16 protein-coding genes are annotated in these 16,848 nt (G+C 65.6%); 6 read left to right on the forward strand and 10 right to left on the reverse strand.

What is annotated here, in order from left to right; translation table 11 throughout:
* Positions 1–711: a pirin family protein gene (locus VJ673_RS02815; RefSeq protein WP_324124504.1), complete on the reverse strand. Its 711-nt coding sequence runs from the start codon at positions 709–711 to the stop codon at positions 1–3.
* 315 nt (positions 712–1,026) lie between these two features.
* On the opposite strand from VJ673_RS02815, the gene VJ673_RS02820 reads away from it, so the two are divergent.
* Entirely contained in the window at positions 1,027–1,398 is a 372-nt protein-coding gene (locus VJ673_RS02820; protein ID WP_324124505.1) for a hypothetical protein, read from the forward strand.
* A 49-nt stretch (positions 1,399–1,447) separates the two neighbouring features.
* On the opposite strand, the gene gpmI is transcribed toward VJ673_RS02820, so the two are convergent.
* On the reverse strand, positions 1,448–3,094 hold the full coding sequence (gene gpmI, locus VJ673_RS02825) for a 2,3-bisphosphoglycerate-independent phosphoglycerate mutase (RefSeq protein WP_324124506.1): 1,647 nt from the start codon (positions 3,092–3,094) through the stop codon (positions 1,448–1,450).
* Positions 3,095–3,242: 148 nt separating this feature from the next.
* The gene (locus VJ673_RS02830; RefSeq protein ID WP_324124507.1) at positions 3,243–3,887 is read right to left on the reverse strand and encodes an RluA family pseudouridine synthase; all 645 of its coding nucleotides are present in this window, start codon (positions 3,885–3,887) and stop codon (positions 3,243–3,245) included.
* Between the two features lie 157 nt (positions 3,888–4,044).
* Here VJ673_RS02830 and VJ673_RS02835 point away from each other — a divergent pair, with 157 nt between their 5' ends.
* Positions 4,045–4,860: a cobalamin-binding protein gene (locus VJ673_RS02835; RefSeq protein WP_324124508.1), complete on the forward strand. Its 816-nt coding sequence runs from the start codon at positions 4,045–4,047 to the stop codon at positions 4,858–4,860.
* A 26-nt stretch (positions 4,861–4,886) separates the two neighbouring features.
* Here the strand turns inward: VJ673_RS02835 and leuD are convergent, their stop codons facing one another.
* From leuD to VJ673_RS02865, 6 genes are all read right to left on the reverse strand, one after another.
* Positions 4,887–5,525: a 3-isopropylmalate dehydratase small subunit gene (leuD, locus tag VJ673_RS02840; protein ID WP_324124509.1), complete on the reverse strand. Its 639-nt coding sequence runs from the start codon at positions 5,523–5,525 to the stop codon at positions 4,887–4,889.
* 9 nt (positions 5,526–5,534) lie between these two features.
* Positions 5,535–6,938, reverse strand: a complete 1,404-nt coding sequence (leuC, locus tag VJ673_RS02845) for a 3-isopropylmalate dehydratase large subunit (RefSeq protein ID WP_324124510.1) — start codon at positions 6,936–6,938, stop codon at positions 5,535–5,537.
* Positions 6,939–7,049: 111 nt separating this feature from the next.
* Complete coding sequence (locus VJ673_RS02850) at positions 7,050–7,934, reverse strand: LysR family transcriptional regulator (protein ID WP_324124511.1); 885 nt, start codon at positions 7,932–7,934, stop codon at positions 7,050–7,052.
* 122 nt (positions 7,935–8,056) lie between these two features.
* Entirely contained in the window at positions 8,057–8,872 is an 816-nt protein-coding gene (locus VJ673_RS02855) for a J domain-containing protein (RefSeq protein WP_324124512.1), read from the reverse strand.
* Positions 8,873–9,270: 398 nt separating this feature from the next.
* On the reverse strand, positions 9,271–9,867 hold the full coding sequence (locus tag VJ673_RS02860) for a hypothetical protein (protein ID WP_324124513.1): 597 nt from the start codon (positions 9,865–9,867) through the stop codon (positions 9,271–9,273).
* A gap of 214 nt (positions 9,868–10,081) precedes the next feature.
* Positions 10,082–10,429, reverse strand: coding sequence for a hypothetical protein (locus VJ673_RS02865; RefSeq protein ID WP_324124514.1), 348 nt, complete (start codon positions 10,427–10,429; stop codon positions 10,082–10,084).
* Between the two features lie 41 nt (positions 10,430–10,470).
* On the opposite strand from VJ673_RS02865, the gene VJ673_RS02870 reads away from it, so the two are divergent.
* From VJ673_RS02870 to ppnN, 4 genes are all read left to right on the forward strand, one after another.
* Positions 10,471–11,703 (forward strand): RtcB family protein, encoded by a 1,233-nt coding sequence (locus tag VJ673_RS02870; protein WP_324124515.1) that lies wholly within the window; start codon positions 10,471–10,473, stop codon positions 11,701–11,703.
* Between the two features lie 106 nt (positions 11,704–11,809).
* Complete coding sequence (locus VJ673_RS02875) at positions 11,810–12,598, forward strand: 3-hydroxybutyrate dehydrogenase (protein ID WP_324124516.1); 789 nt, start codon at positions 11,810–11,812, stop codon at positions 12,596–12,598.
* A 1-nt stretch (position 12,599) separates the two neighbouring features.
* Positions 12,600–13,757 (forward strand): patatin-like phospholipase family protein, encoded by a 1,158-nt coding sequence (locus tag VJ673_RS02880; RefSeq protein WP_324124517.1) that lies wholly within the window; start codon positions 12,600–12,602, stop codon positions 13,755–13,757.
* 93 nt (positions 13,758–13,850) lie between these two features.
* Positions 13,851–15,224: a nucleotide 5'-monophosphate nucleosidase PpnN gene (ppnN, locus tag VJ673_RS02885; RefSeq protein ID WP_324124518.1), complete on the forward strand. Its 1,374-nt coding sequence runs from the start codon at positions 13,851–13,853 to the stop codon at positions 15,222–15,224.
* A gap of 48 nt (positions 15,225–15,272) precedes the next feature.
* Here the strand turns inward: ppnN and VJ673_RS02890 are convergent, their stop codons facing one another.
* The gene (locus VJ673_RS02890; protein ID WP_324124519.1) at positions 15,273–16,736 is read right to left on the reverse strand and encodes an efflux transporter outer membrane subunit; all 1,464 of its coding nucleotides are present in this window, start codon (positions 16,734–16,736) and stop codon (positions 15,273–15,275) included.
* Positions 16,737–16,848 lie beyond the last annotated feature (112 nt).

Genomic DNA, 16,848 nt, shown 5'->3' on the forward strand with positions numbered 1-16,848 from the left:
CTAGACTTCTTCTGCCGGCATATCGAAGACCAGGACTTCGGCCGCCTGCGCGTCGCCAAGGACGATAGCCGATTCACCGTCGACCGCCGCGCCGTCACCGGTGCCGAGACGCTGGCAGTTCAACGTGACTTCGCCACGCGCGACCTGCACCCAGGCGATCCGCCCCGCGGCGAGCCCATGTTCCGCGCTCTGACCGCCATCGAGCAGGGCCGAGTACAGGCGCACGTCCTGATGCACGGTCACCGAGCCGTCCCGGCCATCAGGACTCGCGATCAGTCGCAGACGCCCGTCGCGCTCCTCGCTCGGGAAGTGGTTCTGTTCGTAGCCCGGCTTGAGGCCACGCGCTGCCGGCACGATCCAGATCTGCAGGAAGTGGACCGGCTCCGAACCCGAATGGTTGTACTCGCTGTGGCTGATGCCGGTGCCCGCGCTCATCCGCTGCACATCCCCCGGCCGAATCACCGAGCCGGTGCCAATGCTGTCCCGGTGCTCGAGCGCGCCCTCCAGCACATAGGAGATGATTTCCATGTCGCGGTGGCCGTGCGTGGGGAAGCCCTCGCCGGGAATGACTCGGTCCTCGTTGATGACGCGCAGCGGGCCGAAGCCCATGTGGGCTGCGTCGTAGTAGTGTCCGAACGAGAAGCTGTGCTTCGAATTCAGCCAGTCGAAATCGGCCACACCGCGCTCGTTCGCTCTTCTGATCGTGATCATTTTGTTGTATCTCCTGTTGGGGTTGGTGGAGATCACTTTAGGCGCGTTCGGGCGGCGGAAAAATCATCCATTCGGTGATTCACTGTTGCAATAATGGCAACAACTAATCAGATCACGTGAACTGAAAGTCGCAACAATTTAAGGGCCGAATTCGAGACTTGCCGGATGCCGGGCGCGGTCGCGCTTGAGGCAACGGTGATGCGTATAGAATGACCGCCCATCATCGTCTTCATGAGCGCGCATATGAAGCTTGTATCTACCGTTGTCCTGGCCTTGGGATGCTGTACCGCGCAGGCGCAAGTCGCGGAAATGCCGATGGCCCCCATACCGTTCAAGGGCGTGGACTACAGCGGAGTGTACGACTGCACGGGCAAGGACAGCCACGAAGGCCCTTACACGGGCATCGTGACGCTGGAGTTGGTGCGCGCGCAAAGCAACGGCGAATACGGCGCGTACCGCTTCAAGCTGGAGGTCCCGGGTTCCGGGGCCTACCCCGGCCACGCGGCGGCGAAGGGCAAGGAGATGGGGATCCACTTCGCGAACACCGATCCCGCCACGAAGGACTACGGCACCGGCTTCGCGTCGTTCGCGAAGAACAAGAAGGGCAAGTGGGCCTTCACGAAGTACTACTACGAGCCCGAGTTCAAGGGCGGTAACTTCGGCAGCGAATACTGCGTCCAGCGTTGAGCGCTGCGGGGAAGGACGGCCTCCCGGCCTTCCCCTCGTCTTTCCGGAATCAGCCCTGCTTCACTTCCAGCAGGCTTGCATCCCACTTCTCGTGCTTTTCGAGGCCCACGAGGTTGGCGGTCGTGGCCGCAATGTTCGACAGCCCGGCCTTCGCGTCCGCCTTGAGTCCCAGCTTCCCGCCGCTCACGTTGTCGTAGAGGATCAGCGGCACGGGATTCAGCGTGTGGGCGGTCTTGGCCTTGTAGGAACCGTCCGGATTGGTGGCGGGCTGCTTGGTCTTCTTGTCCAACTCGTACATCTCGTCGGCGTTGCCGTGGTCGGCCGTGATCAGCGCGACGCCGCCGGCCGCGTCGATCACGGGCAGCAGGCGCGCGAGCTGCAGGTCCACCGCCTCGATCGCCATCGTCGCGGCGCGGAAGTTGCCCGAGTGCCCGACCATGTCGCCGTTGGCGTAGTTGCAGCGCAGGACCTTGTACTTGCCGCTTTGCACGGCCGCGATCATCGCGTCGGTGATCTCGGCCGCCTTCATCCACGGACGTTGCTCGAAGGGCACGACGTCGCTCGGCACTTCCTCGTAGGTCTCGCCGCTGAACTTGCTCGAACGGTTGCCGTTCCAGAAGTAGGTCACGTGGCCGAACTTCTGCGTCTCCGAGCAGGCGAACTGCGCGATGCCGGCCTTCGAGAACCATTCGCCCATCGTGTCGCGGATCGCCGGCGGCGCGACGAGGAAGCGCTTGGGCAGCTTCAGGTCGCCGTCGTACTGCAGCATGCCGGCGTAGGTCACCTTCGGCGCGCGCACGCGGTCGAACTTGTCGAAGTTCGCGTCCTCGAAGGCGCGCGTGATCTCGATCGCGCGGTCGCCGCGGAAGTTGAAGAAGACGACCGAATCGCCGTCCTCGATCGTGCCGACCGGCTTGCCGCCTTCGGCGATCACGAAGGGCGGCAGATCCTGGTCGATGGTGCCGGGGAAGCGCTTGCGCAGCTCGACGACCGCGGCCGAGGCACTTGCGAACTGGTCGCCTTCGCCGAGCACGTGCACGTGCCAGCCCTTCTCCACCATCTTCCAGTTGGCGTCGTAGCGGTCCATCGTGATGTTCTGGCGGCCGCCGCCCGAGGCGATGCGCGCGTCGAAGCCGCCGGTGCTGAGCCCGGCGAGGAAGGCTTCGAAGGGCTCGACGTAGTCGAGGGCGCTGGTTTCCGGCACGTCGCGACCATCGAGCAGTGCGTGGATGCGAACTGCCTTGACGCCCTCTTCCTTGGCCTTCGCGACCATCGCCTTGAGGTGGTCGATGTGGCTATGGACGTTGCCGTCGGAGAAGAGGCCGATGAAGTGGATCACCCGGCGGCCGGCTTTGGCGCCAGCGACGATTTGCTGCCACGCTTCGCCCTGCCAGATCTCGCCCGAGGAAATCGCGTTCGACACGAGCGCCGCGCCCTGGCTGTAAACCTGACCGGCGCCGATGGCGTTGTGGCCGACTTCCGAGTTCCCCATGTCTTCGTCCGAAGGCATGCCGACGGCCGTGCCGTGTGCGCGCAACGCGATGTTCGGGTATTCGGCGAACAGTCGGTCGAGAGTCGGCTTCCTGGCCGCCGCGATGGCGCTGCCGAGCTCGGACTTGGGAATGCCGTAGCCATCCATGACGATGATGACGACGGGGCCTTGAACTCCGGGGAAAGAGGAAAGTTTTTGCAGCACTTTTTTGGCCCTGGGGGGAAAGAAAAAGTCGGAAAAATCGGGAGCAAGCCGCGAAGGGGCTCAAGTATCGTGGCCCGGCGTAGCGGGGTCAATCGGCGACCGGCGCAGCAATTGTTTCAAGGCGGCAATCCTTGCAGGCGCTATTCCCTCAGAAGGGGACGACGCTTTCGAAAGTCATCGGCACCCGCCTCTCGGGATGGATGAACGCGATCCACGCTGCGTGCAGATGCATGCGAGCGTTCAGCACAGCGCTTTCGGGCGGTGCATAGAGCACGTCGCCGAGGATGGGATGGCCCAGCGACATCAGGTGTACGCGCAACTGATGGGTACGGCCGGTGACCGGCTTGAGCTCCATACGCGAGACGGCGTCGGCACCTTCGCCGCTGCGGGCGACGACGCGATACCGGGTCAAGGCGCGGCGGCCGTTCACGGCGTCGACGATCTGGCGCGGGTTGTTGTCGGGGTCCGCGGCGAGGGGCAGATCGATCTCGCCGCTGTCGTTCGTGACGTGGCCATGCACCGACGCCACATAGCGCTTGCCGACGGTGCGCTGAGCGAAGGCGGCGTTCATCCGGCGCAGCATTTCCGGTCCGCGGGCGAGCAGGATCAGCCCGGAGGTCGCCATGTCGAGCCGGTGCACGAGCAGTGCATCGTCGTAGAGCGCCTGTACCCGGGCTTCGAGGCAGTCCTGCCGTTCTTCGCCGCGGGCGGGCTGGGAGAGCAGGCCGGCCGGCTTGTCGGCCACGACGATCGCGTCGTCGGCGAAGAGGATGGCGGGAGCGAGATGCGGCATCGGGAAAGGGGAAAAGACGAATTCAGAGCGGCACCGGAGGATGTAAGCGTCCGAGCCCGGCTCCGCCTTTTATCAAGAATCGGGCTCCGCGGCAAACGGAAAACTCCCGCCCTTGGCGGCACAATAGCGTCCCCTGCCCTCTTCACGCCGATCATTCATGTCCCGACTTCCCCAACGCATCGTCTGCCTCACTACCGAAACCGTCGAGGTCCTCTACGCGCTCGGCGAAGCGCATCGCATCGTCGGGATTTCCGGCTACACCGTGATCCCGCCCGAGGCGCGCAAGGAAAAGCCGAAGGTGTTCGCGTTCTCTACTGGCGACCTCGAACGGATCCTCGCGGTCCAGCCCGATCTGGTGCTGTGCTTCAGTGACATGCAGGCCGACATCGCGCGCGATCTCGTCAAGGCGGGCGTCCCGGTGCACGTCTTCAATCAGCGCAGCGTCGAGGACATCCTCGCGATGATCGAGACGGTCGGGCGCCTTGTCGGTGCGGAGGAAAAGGCGTTGAAGCTGGTCGGCGAGCTCGAAGCCGTGATCGAGGCGACGCGCGCGACCGCAGCCCGCCTGCCCCGTCGCCCGCGCGTGTACTTCGAGGAATGGGATGAACCGGCGATCTCCGGCATTCGCTGGGTGTCGGAGTTGATCGCGATCGCGGGGGGCGAGGACATCTTCGGCGAACTCGCCTCGCGCCCGTCCGCACGCGACCGAATCCTTCCCGATCCCCTGGAGGCCGCCCGCAGGTGCCCGGACCTCATCATCGGATCATGGTGCGGCAAGCGCTTCCGTCCGGAAAAGGTCGTGGCGCGGCAAGGTTGGGAGGACGTACCCGCGGTGCGCGACGGGCACGTCCATGAGGTCAAATCGGCAATCATCCTCGCCCCCGGACCGGTCGCGATCCGCGAAGGGCTTCCGGCGCTGGCGAAGCTGATCGGCGATTGGGCGAACGGACCGGAAGCCGCCGCCCGTCCGTAGCGCCGGCTTCCTTCTCACTGCTCCGCTTACTTCGCCAGCCAGGGTGAGCTGGCGTGGTGGGCCCGCTCGAACGCGACGATTTCGGCCGCATGGAGCAGCGTCTCGCCAATGTCGTCGAGTCCGTTCAGCAGCCGGCGGCGGCGGAAGGGATCGATGTCGAAGGGGATCGCCTCGCCCGCGGGCGTCACGACCGCCTGCTGCTCCAGGTCGATCGTCAGGCGATAGCCCTCGGTCACCGCGACTTCGTCGAACAGGCGGTCGATCACACCGGCCGGCAAGGTGATCGGCAGCAAGCCGTTTTTGAAGCAGTTGTTGAAGAAGATGTCCGCGAAGCTCGGGCCGACCAGCGCACGGATCCCGTATTGCTCGAGCGCCCACGGCGCGTGCTCGCGCGACGAGCCGCAACCGAAGTTGTCGCGCGTCAGCAGGATGCTCGCGCCCTGGTAACGCGGCTGGTTGAGCTCGAAGTCCGGGTTGGGCCTGCGGCTCGCCGGGTCGATGCCGATGTAGCCGGTATCAAGGAATCGCCACTCGTCGAAGCAATGCGGACCGAAGCCGCTGCGGTGGATGGACTTCAGGAACTGCTTCGGGATGATCGCGTCGGTGTCGACGTTCTCGCGGTCGAGCGGCGCAACGAGGCCGTTGAGGACGGTGAATTTGTTCATGACTTCCCCTCAGTTCAATTCGCGGACATCGACGAAGCGGCCGGCGACGGCGGCGGCAGCAGCCATTTCCGGGCTCACGAGGTGGGTGCGGCCCCCTGCCCCCTGGCGTCCTTCGAAGTTGCGGTTCGAGGTCGAGGCGCAGCGCTCGCCGGCTCCGACGCGGTCGTTGTTCATGCCGAGGCACATCGAACAGCCCGGCTCGCGCCACTCGAAGCCGGCGCGCACGAAGACCTGGTCCAGCCCTTCGCGCTCGGCCTGCTCCTTCACGAGCCCCGAACCGGGGACGACGATCGCGAGCTTGATGTTCGCGGCGATGCTGCGCCCTTCGACCACCTTGGCTGCGGCGCGCAGGTCTTCGATGCGTGAATTGGTGCATGAACCGATGAAGACCTTGTCGACCGCGACGTCGGTCATCGGCGTCAGCGGCGCGAGGCCCATATAGGCGAGCGCACGCTCGATCGCATCGCGCTTGACCGGATCGCTCTCGGCGGCCGGGTCTGGCGTGCGGCCGCCGACCGGCACGACCATCTCCGGCGACGTGCCCCAGGTGACCTGCGGCGCGATGTCGGCAGCGTCGATGTCGACCACGCGATCGAAGACCGCGTCCGCGTCGGAATGCAACGCTTTCCATGCTTCGACGGCCGCGTCCCACTCGGCGCCCGAGGGAGCAAAAGGGCGGCCCTTCAGGTACTCGACGGTCGTATCGTCGACCGCGACGAGGCCCGCACGCGCGCCGGCCTCGATCGCCATGTTGCACACCGTCATCCGGCCTTCCATCGACATCTCGCGGAAGACACTGCCGGCGAACTCGATCGTGTGCCCCGTGCCGCCCGCCGTACCGATGCGACCGATGACGTGGAGTGCGACGTCCTTCGGCGTCACGCCCGCCGCGAGCCGACCTTCGACGCGGACCAGCATGTTGCGCGACTTCTTCATCACCATGCACTGCGTCGCGAGCACGTGCTCGACGTCCGAGGTGCCGATACCGAACGCGAGCGCGCCGAACGCGCCGTGCGTGCTGGTGTGCGAGTCGCCGCAGACGATGGTCATGCCCGGCAGCGTCGCGCCCTGCTCCGGGCCGACGACATGGACGATGCCCTGGCGCTTGTCGTCGAGGCCAAACAGCGTGACCGAATGCGCCTTGCAGTTCTCGATCAGCGTGCTGACCTGCAGCGCTGCGATCTCGTCCTCGATCCCCTTTTCGCGGTCCTTCGTCGGCACGTTGTGGTCCGGCGTCGCGACGATACTGCCGACGCGCCACGGCTTGCGTCCCGCGAGATTGAGGCCTTCGAAGGCCTGCGGGCTCGTGACCTCGTGCATGATGTGGCGGTCGATGTAGATCAGGCTGCTGCCATCGTCGCCCTGCCGGACGACGTGCGCGTCCCAGATCTTGTCATAGAGTGTCTTTCCCATCGCGTCCTGGCTCCTGGTCGATTAAGCGCGAGGACATGGTCGCAAAGGACGGCGACGCTGAAAAACGGTGCTTCGCCACGGCAGCCATCTCCGTTGGAGATGGCTCGTCGATCAGGCGGTCAGGTGTGCCAGCAGCAGGCGCGCCGCGACGGGAAGACAGGCGGCATCGCGGACCACGATGTGGAGCTGGCGTTTTGCCCAGTCGTCGGTCAGCCGGACCAGCCGCAGTCCGAGCGCGGACGCGAAGAAGCTCCCAACGCGTTCGGGAACGACTCCGACGCCGAGCCCGACATCGACCATGCGGCACAGGGCGTCGAAGCTCGTCACGTGGATGCGCAGACGCCGGGCAATCCCCGCCTCGGCTGCAGCGTTTTCGAGCAGCGTGTAGAGCGCGCTGTTCTGGCTCAGGCCGACGTGGTCGTAAGCGAGGCTCGCGACGTAGTCCGTCTCTTCCATCGCCGCGAGCGGGTGGTCGGGCCGCGTCAGCAGGACGAGCTGATCGCAGCGGTAGGGATAGCATTGGAGACCGTCCACCTCGCCCGCGTCGGACACGACCCCGAGATCGGTCCGCCCCTCGCGCACCGCACGCAGGATGTCGGTGCTCAGGTGTTCCTGCAGGTCGATCTTGATGCCCTCGTTCGCGGTCATGAAGGCGCGCAGGTCTTCGGGCAGGAATTCGACGACGGCCGAGATGTTCGCGTGCATGCGCACGTGGCCGCGCACGCCCTGGGCGTACTCGGACAGCTCCGCGTGCAGGAGATCGACGCTGCGCAACACGTTGCGCGCATGAAAGAGCAGCGCTTCGCCCGCGGCAGTCGGCTTCACGCCGCGTGCGCCGCGTTCGAGGAGCGGCAACCCGAAGAGCTGCTCCAGTTCGACGAGCCGCTTGCTGACCGCTGAGGCGACGATGTGCTCGCGCTCCGCCCCTTTCGCGATCGCGCCCGTCTCACATACCGCGACGAAGAGCTGCATCGAAACGAGGTCGATCCGCTTCATGACGGCGCCCTCACCGTCTCTGCTCGTGCTGCTGTCTTCAAGCTCTCTCTTCTCCCCGGCAATTCAGCTTGCATCCGGAGAGTTTCGGGGATCGCGACCTCGGTCCGCAAGCCCCGCGACGTTCAGGCGGCGCTGCCGGACAGTGCGCTGATTCGGCTTCGCAGCGTCGCGCACTCGTCGACGAAACGCGATCGCACATGCGCGAAATAGTCTTCCCAGTCATCGACGCTCCTCGCCTGGCGATAGGCGGCGTCGAGCTGCAGGGTCTGGACGGCGAGGATCAGGTCGGCCACCTGCTCCTGGAGGTCGCGCACGCGACGCGAGGCCGAGTCGTCGGTCGACGGCCTTGCCGTCGCTCGGTCGCGCTGATTTGCGACGGCGCCGGTTTCGAGTCGCCCCATGAGACGCTGAAGCGCCGCCAAATCGCTTCTGCGATAGGCCTCCTGGACGCTGAGAAAGGACGCGTGTGCCGCGTCCTTGTCGGTGTCGTCCACGCGGTCGGGATGACAGCGCATCACGGCTGCGCGATAGAGACGGCGCAACTCTTCCTGTTCGGATTCATCCAGTTGCGGGGCCTGCTGCGAGGATTCCTCGACCGTCTGGCGAAAGGCATCGTGTTCCTTCCTGGCCGCGCTCGCCTCCTCGCGGTCGGCAGCCTCACCCGTCTGCTCGGCCTTCAGCCGGTAGTATTCGGCGCGCAGCAGCAGGCATTCCCCGAGCACGCTGCCCAAGGCCAGGTACTGGGACTGCTGGAATTGGCACACCAGTCGCTGCATCTCCGCGAGCCGCACGGTGAGATCGCGCATCTGCCCCTGCAACATCACCGCTTTCGCGATCAGCTTGTCGAGGTCCGGGTCGGGGATCTGCGCAACGGCAGTTTCGGCGATGGCGAGTTCCTGGACTATCTCGTCCTCGGCTGCAACGTCGTCTGCAGGCAAGGCCGCGAGCTCCAGGGGAGCCTCCTCGGGCCTCAACGCTGGCTGCGGTTCCGGTTCGAATTCGGCGACAGACTCAGACTCTCCGCCTTGCGGTTCCGGTGCCACGGGCGCTGGCGGAAGTTCCGCGTCTGCAACCACGAATTCTGCTGCAGGCGCTTTTTCTCTTGCGGTGGCCCCAAGTCCGAAGAATGCGAGCATCGCGCCGCCGACGCGGCGAACGATCGTCGATAGATTCATGCCTGACTCGCGCCACCGTTTCGATGCCGCGCCCGAAGATTGTCGACGGCATCATTCTGAAGGAATAACGGGAACGGAGAGCGTGATCGGCGTAAGGAAATGTCATCGACGCGCGCGGCAGGACCAAGCCAGCCGCGCGGTCTGCCGATTGCGTCGTCGGCTCAGCTCGCGAGCCGACGATCGGGGAAGTCGATGATCTGCGCGTGGTGCCGACGTTCCTGGAAGAACTGCTGCAGGCCGGTCTTGCCTTGCGCGGGCGCGAAGCCGGTGAGCATCTGCATCTTGGTCTGCGCCGCGGTCATGATGTCGAACCATGCGCGAAGCAGCACTTCCATGCGTGCGGCGCTGTCGGGACTGAGCTTCGGCATCGTCTCGCCGTCCATGGTCTGGCGGCGCGAGATGTTGTCGATCGCGAGATTTGCGGTCTCGTTCTGGATCTGAAGCAGCCGCTCGCGCAGCGACAGCAGCAGCGTGTTCATGACCATGATCGTGCGCATGCTCATGTTGCCGGCCGCTTCGCTCGCGTGCTGCGAGTCCGAGCCGTCGGGCAGCGGTGGGACGATCATCGATGCGCTGTCGCTCAGCCCGAGCGTCTCTTCGAGACTCGCCATGGCGGCTTGCCACGCCGTCGTCAGGCTGAGTTGTTGTTCCCAGGCTAGCCCGATTGTTTCCCTGCTCATTTCATCCAGGTTGAACGGTGGGATGAATTCGTATTCCAGGGTGTTGGTTTGGATCGTGTCCAGGCGTGCTGTTCTCATGCTGCCGTCTCCTCGGTCAGTGTTTAACTCCGGATTGATGCCGCCGGTTGGAGCGAGTGGCTCCTTCTGGTACATCCGGAACGATGCAAATGTGCGACCACCTGCGAAACCCAAAGGAGTCCCGAAGGCGGAAATCATTCCAGGTCAAACGATAGTCTCAAGTGTCCTTCCGACCTGTTACAAAATGATCACAACCGTAACCGATCGTCGCGTGTCAGGTCTGCCTGAAATCCCTTACTGAATCAAAGGATAGATCAAAACGGCCGAGGTATTTGCGCAGTCGGTCGGCGTCGTTCGGACGGGCCTTGTCCTGGCGTGAAATGGCGAACAGCTTGCGTCCAGCGTCGGACAGGCTGGTCGCGGATCGGCAGATTTGGATCACCTGATTGAGCTGGCAGCGGTCGACGAGGTCCAATGTTGCGGCCTCTTCGCCGAGGAGGTCGGAGGCAGCATCGGCGAGGGAATCAACCGACTCGCCGCCCGACCACGTCCTGCGCAGACGCGCGATTTCTTCGCGAATGTTGTCCGCGGTGATCCCGCCGGCGTCGGCGAGGGTCGCCATGCGTGTCACCGAGGCGCCGAGCGGGCTCGTGAGTATCAAGAATGCGTGAGAGAAAAATGGATTACCAGTTGCTGGAAGTGGAAAACGGCAAGCCGATCAAGATGTGGACCTCCGGCGTGCCCGTCGAGGACGAGGCGCGCCGTCAGTTGATGGCGACGGCCTCGATGCCTTTCATCTACAAGCACATCGCCGTGATGCCCGACGTGCATGTGGGCAAGGGATCGACGATCGGCAGCGTCATTCCGACCCGCGGCGCGATCATTCCGGCGGCGGTCGGCGTCGATATCGGTTGCGGGATGATTGCGGCGCGCACGACGCTGACCGCGGCCGACCTGCCGGACAACCTGCATCGGCTGCGCACGGCGATCGAGCATGCGGTGCCGCATGGGCGCACTACGCCGCGCGGCGGTCGCGACGTCGGGGCGTGGGAACGTCCGCCGATGGAGGTCGATGCGGCGTGGCGGGCGCTGTTGCCGGGGTTCGACCACATCACGCAGAAGTACCCGAAGCTGAAGAACACCAACAACTACAAGCATCTCGGAACGCTCGGAACCGGCAACCATTTCATCGAGGTCTGCCTCGACGAGGAGGACCGCGTCTGGTTCATGCTGCATTCGGGCTCGCGCGGCGTCGGCAATGCGATCGGGAACCTCTTCATCGAGCTCGCGCAGGCGGACATGCGCGAGCACCTCGCGAACCTCCCGGACCGCGATCTCGCCTACTTCAAGGAAGGCAGCAAGCACTTCGACGACTACGTCGAGGCGGTCGGCTGGGCGCAGGATTACGCGCAGCGCAATCGCGCGGTGATGATGCGTCACGTCGTGGAAGCGGCTCGGTCGGTGATCAAGAAGAGTTTCGCGGCGGACGTCGAGGCGGTGAACTGTCACCACAACTACGTGCAGCGCGAGACGCATTTCGGTGCGGACATCTTCGTCACGCGAAAGGGAGCGGTGTCGGCGCGCAAGGGCGAGCTCGGGATCATTCCGGGATCGATGGGTGCGAAGAGCTACATCGTGCGCGGACTCGGCAACGAGGAAGCCTTCTGCTCGTGCAGCCACGGTGCGGGACGCGTGATGAGCCGGAACGAGGCGAAGCGCCGCTTCACGGTCGAGGACCAGGTTAAGGCGACCGCACACGTCGAATGCCGCAAGGATCGCGACGTGATCGACGAAATCCCCATGGCCTACAAGGACATCGACCGCGTGATGGAGGCGCAGCGCGAGCTGGTGGAGGTGGTCCACACGCTACGTCAGGTGGTTTGCGTGAAGGGCTGAGGGCCGAGCGTGACATACGCTTACCCTGCGTTTCTTGATTTACCGCTCCGCGTCGCCCAGATTCTCTGGGTGTGAGGCTTTGCACGGCAAGCGAAGGAGTGCGGGCATGACCGGAGAATTGAGCGGAAAGGTGGCGGTGGTCACGGGCGCCGGCAGCGGCATCGGCAAGGCGATCGCGGAGAAGCTGGCGCAGGCCGGCGCCATGGTCGCGGTGACGGACATCAATCTCGCGGGCGCCGAACAGGTGGCGAACGAGATCGTTGCTGCTGGCGGCCGGGCAGTCGGCGTCGCGATGGACGTCGTCGATGAACGCGCCGTCGACGGGGCGATCGACGACATTGCTGCGAAGCATGGCAGCGTGGATGTGCTGGTGTCGAACGCAGGCATCCAGATCGTCGATCCGATCGTCGAATTCAAGCTGGCCGACTGGAAGAAGATCCTCGCGATCCACCTCGACGGCGCCTTCCTGACGACTCGCGCGGCGCTTCGCCATATGTATAGCGGCAAGCGCGGGGGAGTCGTGATCTACACCGGATCGGTGCATTCGCACGCCGCGTCACCGCTCAAGTGCGCCTATGTCGCGGCCAAGCACGGCTTGCTGGGTCTGGCGCGCGTGCTGGCGAAGGAAGGCGCTGAGCATGGCGTCCATTCCTATGTTGTGTGCCCGAGCTTCGTGCGCACGCCGCTTGTCGACAAGCAGATCCCGGAACAGGCGCGGGACCTGGGCATCAGCGAGGAGGAAGTGGTCAAGAAGGTGATGCTCGGCGAGACGGTCGATGGGGAGTTCACGACCCTGGACGATGTCGCGAACACGGTGCTCTTCCTCGCGGCGTTCCCGACAGCGGCCTTTACCGGGCAGTCCTTCCTGCTGACTCACGGTTGGGTGATGCACTGAAGTGCGACGACTGAGCCTGCCGTTCAAGACCGTCGCCCTCGTGCTGCAGGGGGGCGGTGCGCTGGGGGCCTACCAGGCGGGAGTCTATGAGGGGCTCGACGAAGCGGGGGTCCAGCCCGACTGGCTCGCAGGGATTTCGATCGGGGCGATCAATACGGCGCTGATCGCGGGGAGCGCGCCGGGCCATCGAGTCGCCAATCTGCGCACCTTCTGGGAAACCGTGTGTCGCCCGGTCTTCGTCCTGCCGATGGCCGACGCGGTGCAGTCTTTGGTCGGGCAGCTCGGCGACGACGCCCGCCGGGTGTTCAACGCGGTGGTGGCATGGCGCGGGGTCGTCGAGGGGCAGCAGGGATTTTTCACGCCGCGGCTTCCGCCGCCGTGGCTGGAGGTGAAGGTGCCGCCTGTGGAGGCGAGCTATTACGACACGGCGCCGCTGCGTGCGACGCTCGAGCAACTCGTGGACCTCGACCGCATCAACGCCGGTCATCCGCGCGTATCGGTCGGCGCGGTCAATGTGCGCACGGGCAATTTCGAGTACTTCGACAACACCGTGGGACCTTGGAAGGGGCGGCTGCGGCTCGACCATTTCCTGGCGTCGGGCGCCCTGCCCCCGGGCTTTCCGCCGGTGGAGATCGACGGCGAGTTCTACTGGGACGGCGGGCTCGTGTCGAACACGCCGCTCGCGCATGTGCTGGAGGACCAGCCGCGCCATGACACGCTGGCCTTCCAGGTCGACCTGTGGAGTGCGCTCGGGACGGTGCCGACGAACATCTGGGACGCCCAGGAGCGCCAGAAGGACATCCAGTATTCGAGCCGCACGCGCGCGATCACCGATCTGATGGCGCGCGAACAGGAGCTGCGCCATCTCGTGCACGAGATGCTGAAATACGCGCCGGAGGAGATACGCGAATCCGATCACTGGTGTCGCAAGGCGGCCGAGTGGTCCTGTGGGCGGCAGGTCAGCGTCATCCACCTGATCTATCAGGAAAAGGAATGGGACGGGTTGGCGAAGGACTACGAGTTCGGGCCGCTGACGATGCATGACCACTGGGGGAGCGGTCTCGACGACATCCGCGCGAGCCTGGAACACAAGGACTGGCTGGAGCTGCCGCCTCACCATCAGCGTTTCGTGACCTACGACTATCACCGCGACGACTGACCCCGCATCGGCACCGGTTGCCGATTGATTCATCCCTCCGTGCTCCGAAGATGTATTCTCCATCGTCATCGAGTCAGCACGAGAGCAAGACGCATGAAATATGAAGTAGTCGACACACAGATCGACGCACAGATCTCCCCCATCGGACGCATGGAAGTTCTCTCTAGGGCGGAAGCTGCGCAGCTTTCATCCCACGATCAGCGGGGGCTCCATGAGATCTTCCGCAACTGCGCGCTGGCCGTGCTCAACTGCGGCAACGGCATCGACGACGCCAAGGAGCTGCTCGAGCGCTACAGCTCCTTCGAGATCGACATCATCCAGCGCTCGCGCGGGATCAAGCTCGACATCCGCGGCGCGCCGGCGAGCGCCTTCGTCGATGGAACGATGATCCGCGGTATCCAGGAGCATCTCTTCACCGTCTTGCGCGATGTGGTCTACGGGAGCACCGAGATCGACGTCGGAAGCTCCGAAGCGATCACCGATGCCGTCTTCCACATCCTGCGCAACGCGGGAATCGTGAAGCCGACGCTGCAGCCGAACACGGTGGTGTGCTGGGGCGGGCATTCGATCAGCCGCGAGGAGTACGACTACACGAAGCTCGTCGGCTACCAGCTCGGCCTGCGCGGGCTGGACATCTGCACCGGCTGCGGTCCGGGTGCGATGAAGGGGCCGATGAAGGGCGCGACGATCAGCCACGCGAAGCAGCGCATCACGAATGCACGCTACCTGGGCTTCACCGAGCCGGGCATCATCGCGGCCGAGTCGCCGAATCCGATCGTCAACGAGCTTGTCATCCTGCCGGACGTGGAGAAGCGCCTGGAGGCCTTCGTCCGGGCGGGTCACGGCTTCATCGTCTTTCCCGGCGGCGTGGGCACGGCCGAGGAGATCCTCTACGTGCTCGGCATCCTGCTCCATCCGGACAACGCCGACCTGCCCTTCCCGCTCGTGTTCACCGGGCCGCGGAGCGCAGGCGAGTACTTCCGGCAGATCGATACCTTCATCGCCCAGACGCTGGGCCCGGAGGCGCAGCGCCGCTACAGGATCATCGTGGACGACCCGGTCGAGGTCGCGCGCGCGATGCAGACGGGGATCGCGGAGGTCCGCGCCTACCGCAAGGACAAGCAGGACGCTTATTACTTCAACTGGCTGCTGCGCGTCGAGCACGAATTCCAGCGGCCCTTCCGCCCGACACACGCAAACATGCGCAAGCTCTCGCTGCACAAGAATCAGCCCTCGCATCTCCTTGCGGCGAACCTGCGCCGGGCTTTCTCGGGCGTCGTTGCGGGCAACGTCAAGGCCGACGGGATCCGTGAGATCGAGAAGCATGGCAGTTTCGAGATCCAGGGCGATCCGGAGATCTTGCAGCCGATGGACGCGCTGCTCGCGTCCTTCGTCGCGCAGGGGCGGATGAAGCTGCCGGGGAAGGTCTACAACCCCTGCTACCGGATCGTCGCCGAGACGGTTTGAACGGGGGCGGCACGCGGCGGGAGAGCCCTCCGCGCCGCCTCACGCCGCTTACCCGCCAACTACCGCGCGCGTCTGTCCTTCGGCGAGGTTGCGATCGTCGGCCGGGCTCCAGCCTCCGCCGAGCGCCCGCACCAATCCGACCGTCGCCTGGTACTGCGCGGCACGCACCTGCAGCGCCTCGCGGCGGTTGCGCAGTTCGCTGCGCCGCGCGTCGAGCAGGTCGAGCTGGCTGACGTAGCCGCTGCGATAGCGGACGTCGGACAGCACGGTCGCGCGACTCGCAGAGGCGACCGCGCGCGACTGGGCCTCGCTCTGGTCGGCGAGCAGCCGCAGTGAGGACAGCTGGTCCTCGACCTCCTTGAACGCGACAAGCACCTGTTCACGATAGCCCGCGAGCGCGGCGTCCAGCTCGGCGCTGGCGCTCTTCACCCCGGCGTCGCGCCGGCCGCCGTCGAAGATCGGCAGCGACAGCAGCGCGCCGATGCCCCAGGAGCGGGCCGACCACTTGAAGAGATCGCCGAGGTCGGTCGAGGCGTAGCCGCCTGAGCCCGTCAGCGCGATGTCCGGGAACCACGCGGCCTGCGCGACGCCGACGCGGGCTTGTGCGGCAAGCATCGTCTGCCGGGCCGCGGCGACATCGGGGCGACGCGTGAGCACGGTGCTCGGCACGCCGGCCGGGATCACGGGCAGCGCGGTGTTCCAGTCCGCGGCGCCGATGTTGAAGTCCGATGCGGTGTCGCCGACCAGCACGGCGAGCGCGTGTTCGACTTCGGCGCGGCGGCGGTCGAGCGCGAGCGCGTCGGATTCGGTCGCCGCGAGCTCGGTGCGCACGCGGGCGACGTCGAGTTCGGCGATGTCGCCAGCTTCGAAGCGCCGTTCGGTGAGCGCGAGCGTGTCGCGGTAGGCGCCGACCGTTTCACGGACTAGTGCGCGTTCGACGTCCAGTGCGCGCAAGGCGAGGTAGCTGCGGGCGACGTCGGCCTGCACGAGGAGGCGTGCGTTGCGGAGAAGCGCTTCGCGGCTGTCGGTGTCGAGCGACGCTGCCTGGCTCGCCTGCGAGAGCCGGCCGAAGACGTCGAGCTCCCACGAGAAGTTGGCCCCGGCCTGGAACAGGTTGCCGGCGTTGCCCCCGGCCGGCGTGATCGCCCCGCCCTGCCGTAAGGCGTTGACGCCGAGGCCGATTTGCGGCGCGCGCTGGGCGTCGGTCGCCTGCAGCAGCGCGCGCGATTGCGCGAGGCGGGCAGCGGCGATCTGGATGCTGTTGTTGCGTTCGAGGGCGCGCTCGACCAGCCCGTCCAGCACCGGGTCCGAGAATGTCTTCCACCAAGCGCCGTCAGCCTGCGCTTCGGCCGGCAGGACCTGCGTCCAGCGGCCGTCGCCTTCCTTGAAGGCCGCCGGTGCGGTCGGCAGCGCGGCGGGGTCGATTTGCGGGGCCGTGGCGCAGCCCGCCAGGATAAGCGCGGCGAGGAGCGGCGCAAGCGCGGTGCGCAGTGGATGAGTCAGCAATACCATCTTGAACTCCTGGTTACTTGTGTGGCGATCAAGTACCGCCGGTCGCCCTGAGCTTGTCGAATGGCGGTGGCCGGGCTTCGACCGGCTCAGGTCGAGCGGTACTTGGCGGCCG

The sequence above is a fragment of the Aromatoleum sp. genome (assembly GCF_035254505.1).
In the GTDB taxonomy this organism is placed as follows: Bacteria; Pseudomonadota; Gammaproteobacteria; order Burkholderiales; family Rhodocyclaceae; genus Aromatoleum.

Coding starts and splice junctions, on each gene's coding strand:
- VJ673_RS02815 (WP_324124504.1), bottom strand. CDS start 711: ATGATCACGATCAGAAGAGCGAACGAGCGCGGTGTGGCCGATTTCGAC.
- VJ673_RS02820 (WP_324124505.1), top strand. CDS start 1,027: ATGGCCCCCATACCGTTCAAGGGCGTGGACTACAGCGGAGTGTACGAC.
- VJ673_RS02830 (WP_324124507.1), bottom strand. CDS start 3,887: ATGCCGCATCTCGCTCCCGCCATCCTCTTCGCCGACGACGCGATCGTC.
- VJ673_RS02835 (WP_324124508.1), top strand. CDS start 4,045: ATGTCCCGACTTCCCCAACGCATCGTCTGCCTCACTACCGAAACCGTC.
- leuD (WP_324124509.1), bottom strand. CDS start 5,525: ATGAACAAATTCACCGTCCTCAACGGCCTCGTTGCGCCGCTCGACCGC.
- leuC (WP_324124510.1), bottom strand. CDS start 6,938: ATGGGAAAGACACTCTATGACAAGATCTGGGACGCGCACGTCGTCCGG.
- VJ673_RS02850 (WP_324124511.1), bottom strand. CDS start 7,934: ATGAAGCGGATCGACCTCGTTTCGATGCAGCTCTTCGTCGCGGTATGT.
- VJ673_RS02860 (WP_324124513.1), bottom strand. CDS start 9,867: ATGAGAACAGCACGCCTGGACACGATCCAAACCAACACCCTGGAATAC.
- VJ673_RS02865 (WP_324124514.1), bottom strand. CDS start 10,429: ATGGCGACCCTCGCCGACGCCGGCGGGATCACCGCGGACAACATTCGC.
- VJ673_RS02870 (WP_324124515.1), top strand. CDS start 10,471: ATGCGTGAGAGAAAAATGGATTACCAGTTGCTGGAAGTGGAAAACGGC.
- VJ673_RS02875 (WP_324124516.1), top strand. CDS start 11,810: ATGACCGGAGAATTGAGCGGAAAGGTGGCGGTGGTCACGGGCGCCGGC.
- ppnN (WP_324124518.1), top strand. CDS start 13,851: ATGAAATATGAAGTAGTCGACACACAGATCGACGCACAGATCTCCCCC.
- VJ673_RS02890 (WP_324124519.1), bottom strand. CDS start 16,736: ATGGTATTGCTGACTCATCCACTGCGCACCGCGCTTGCGCCGCTCCTC.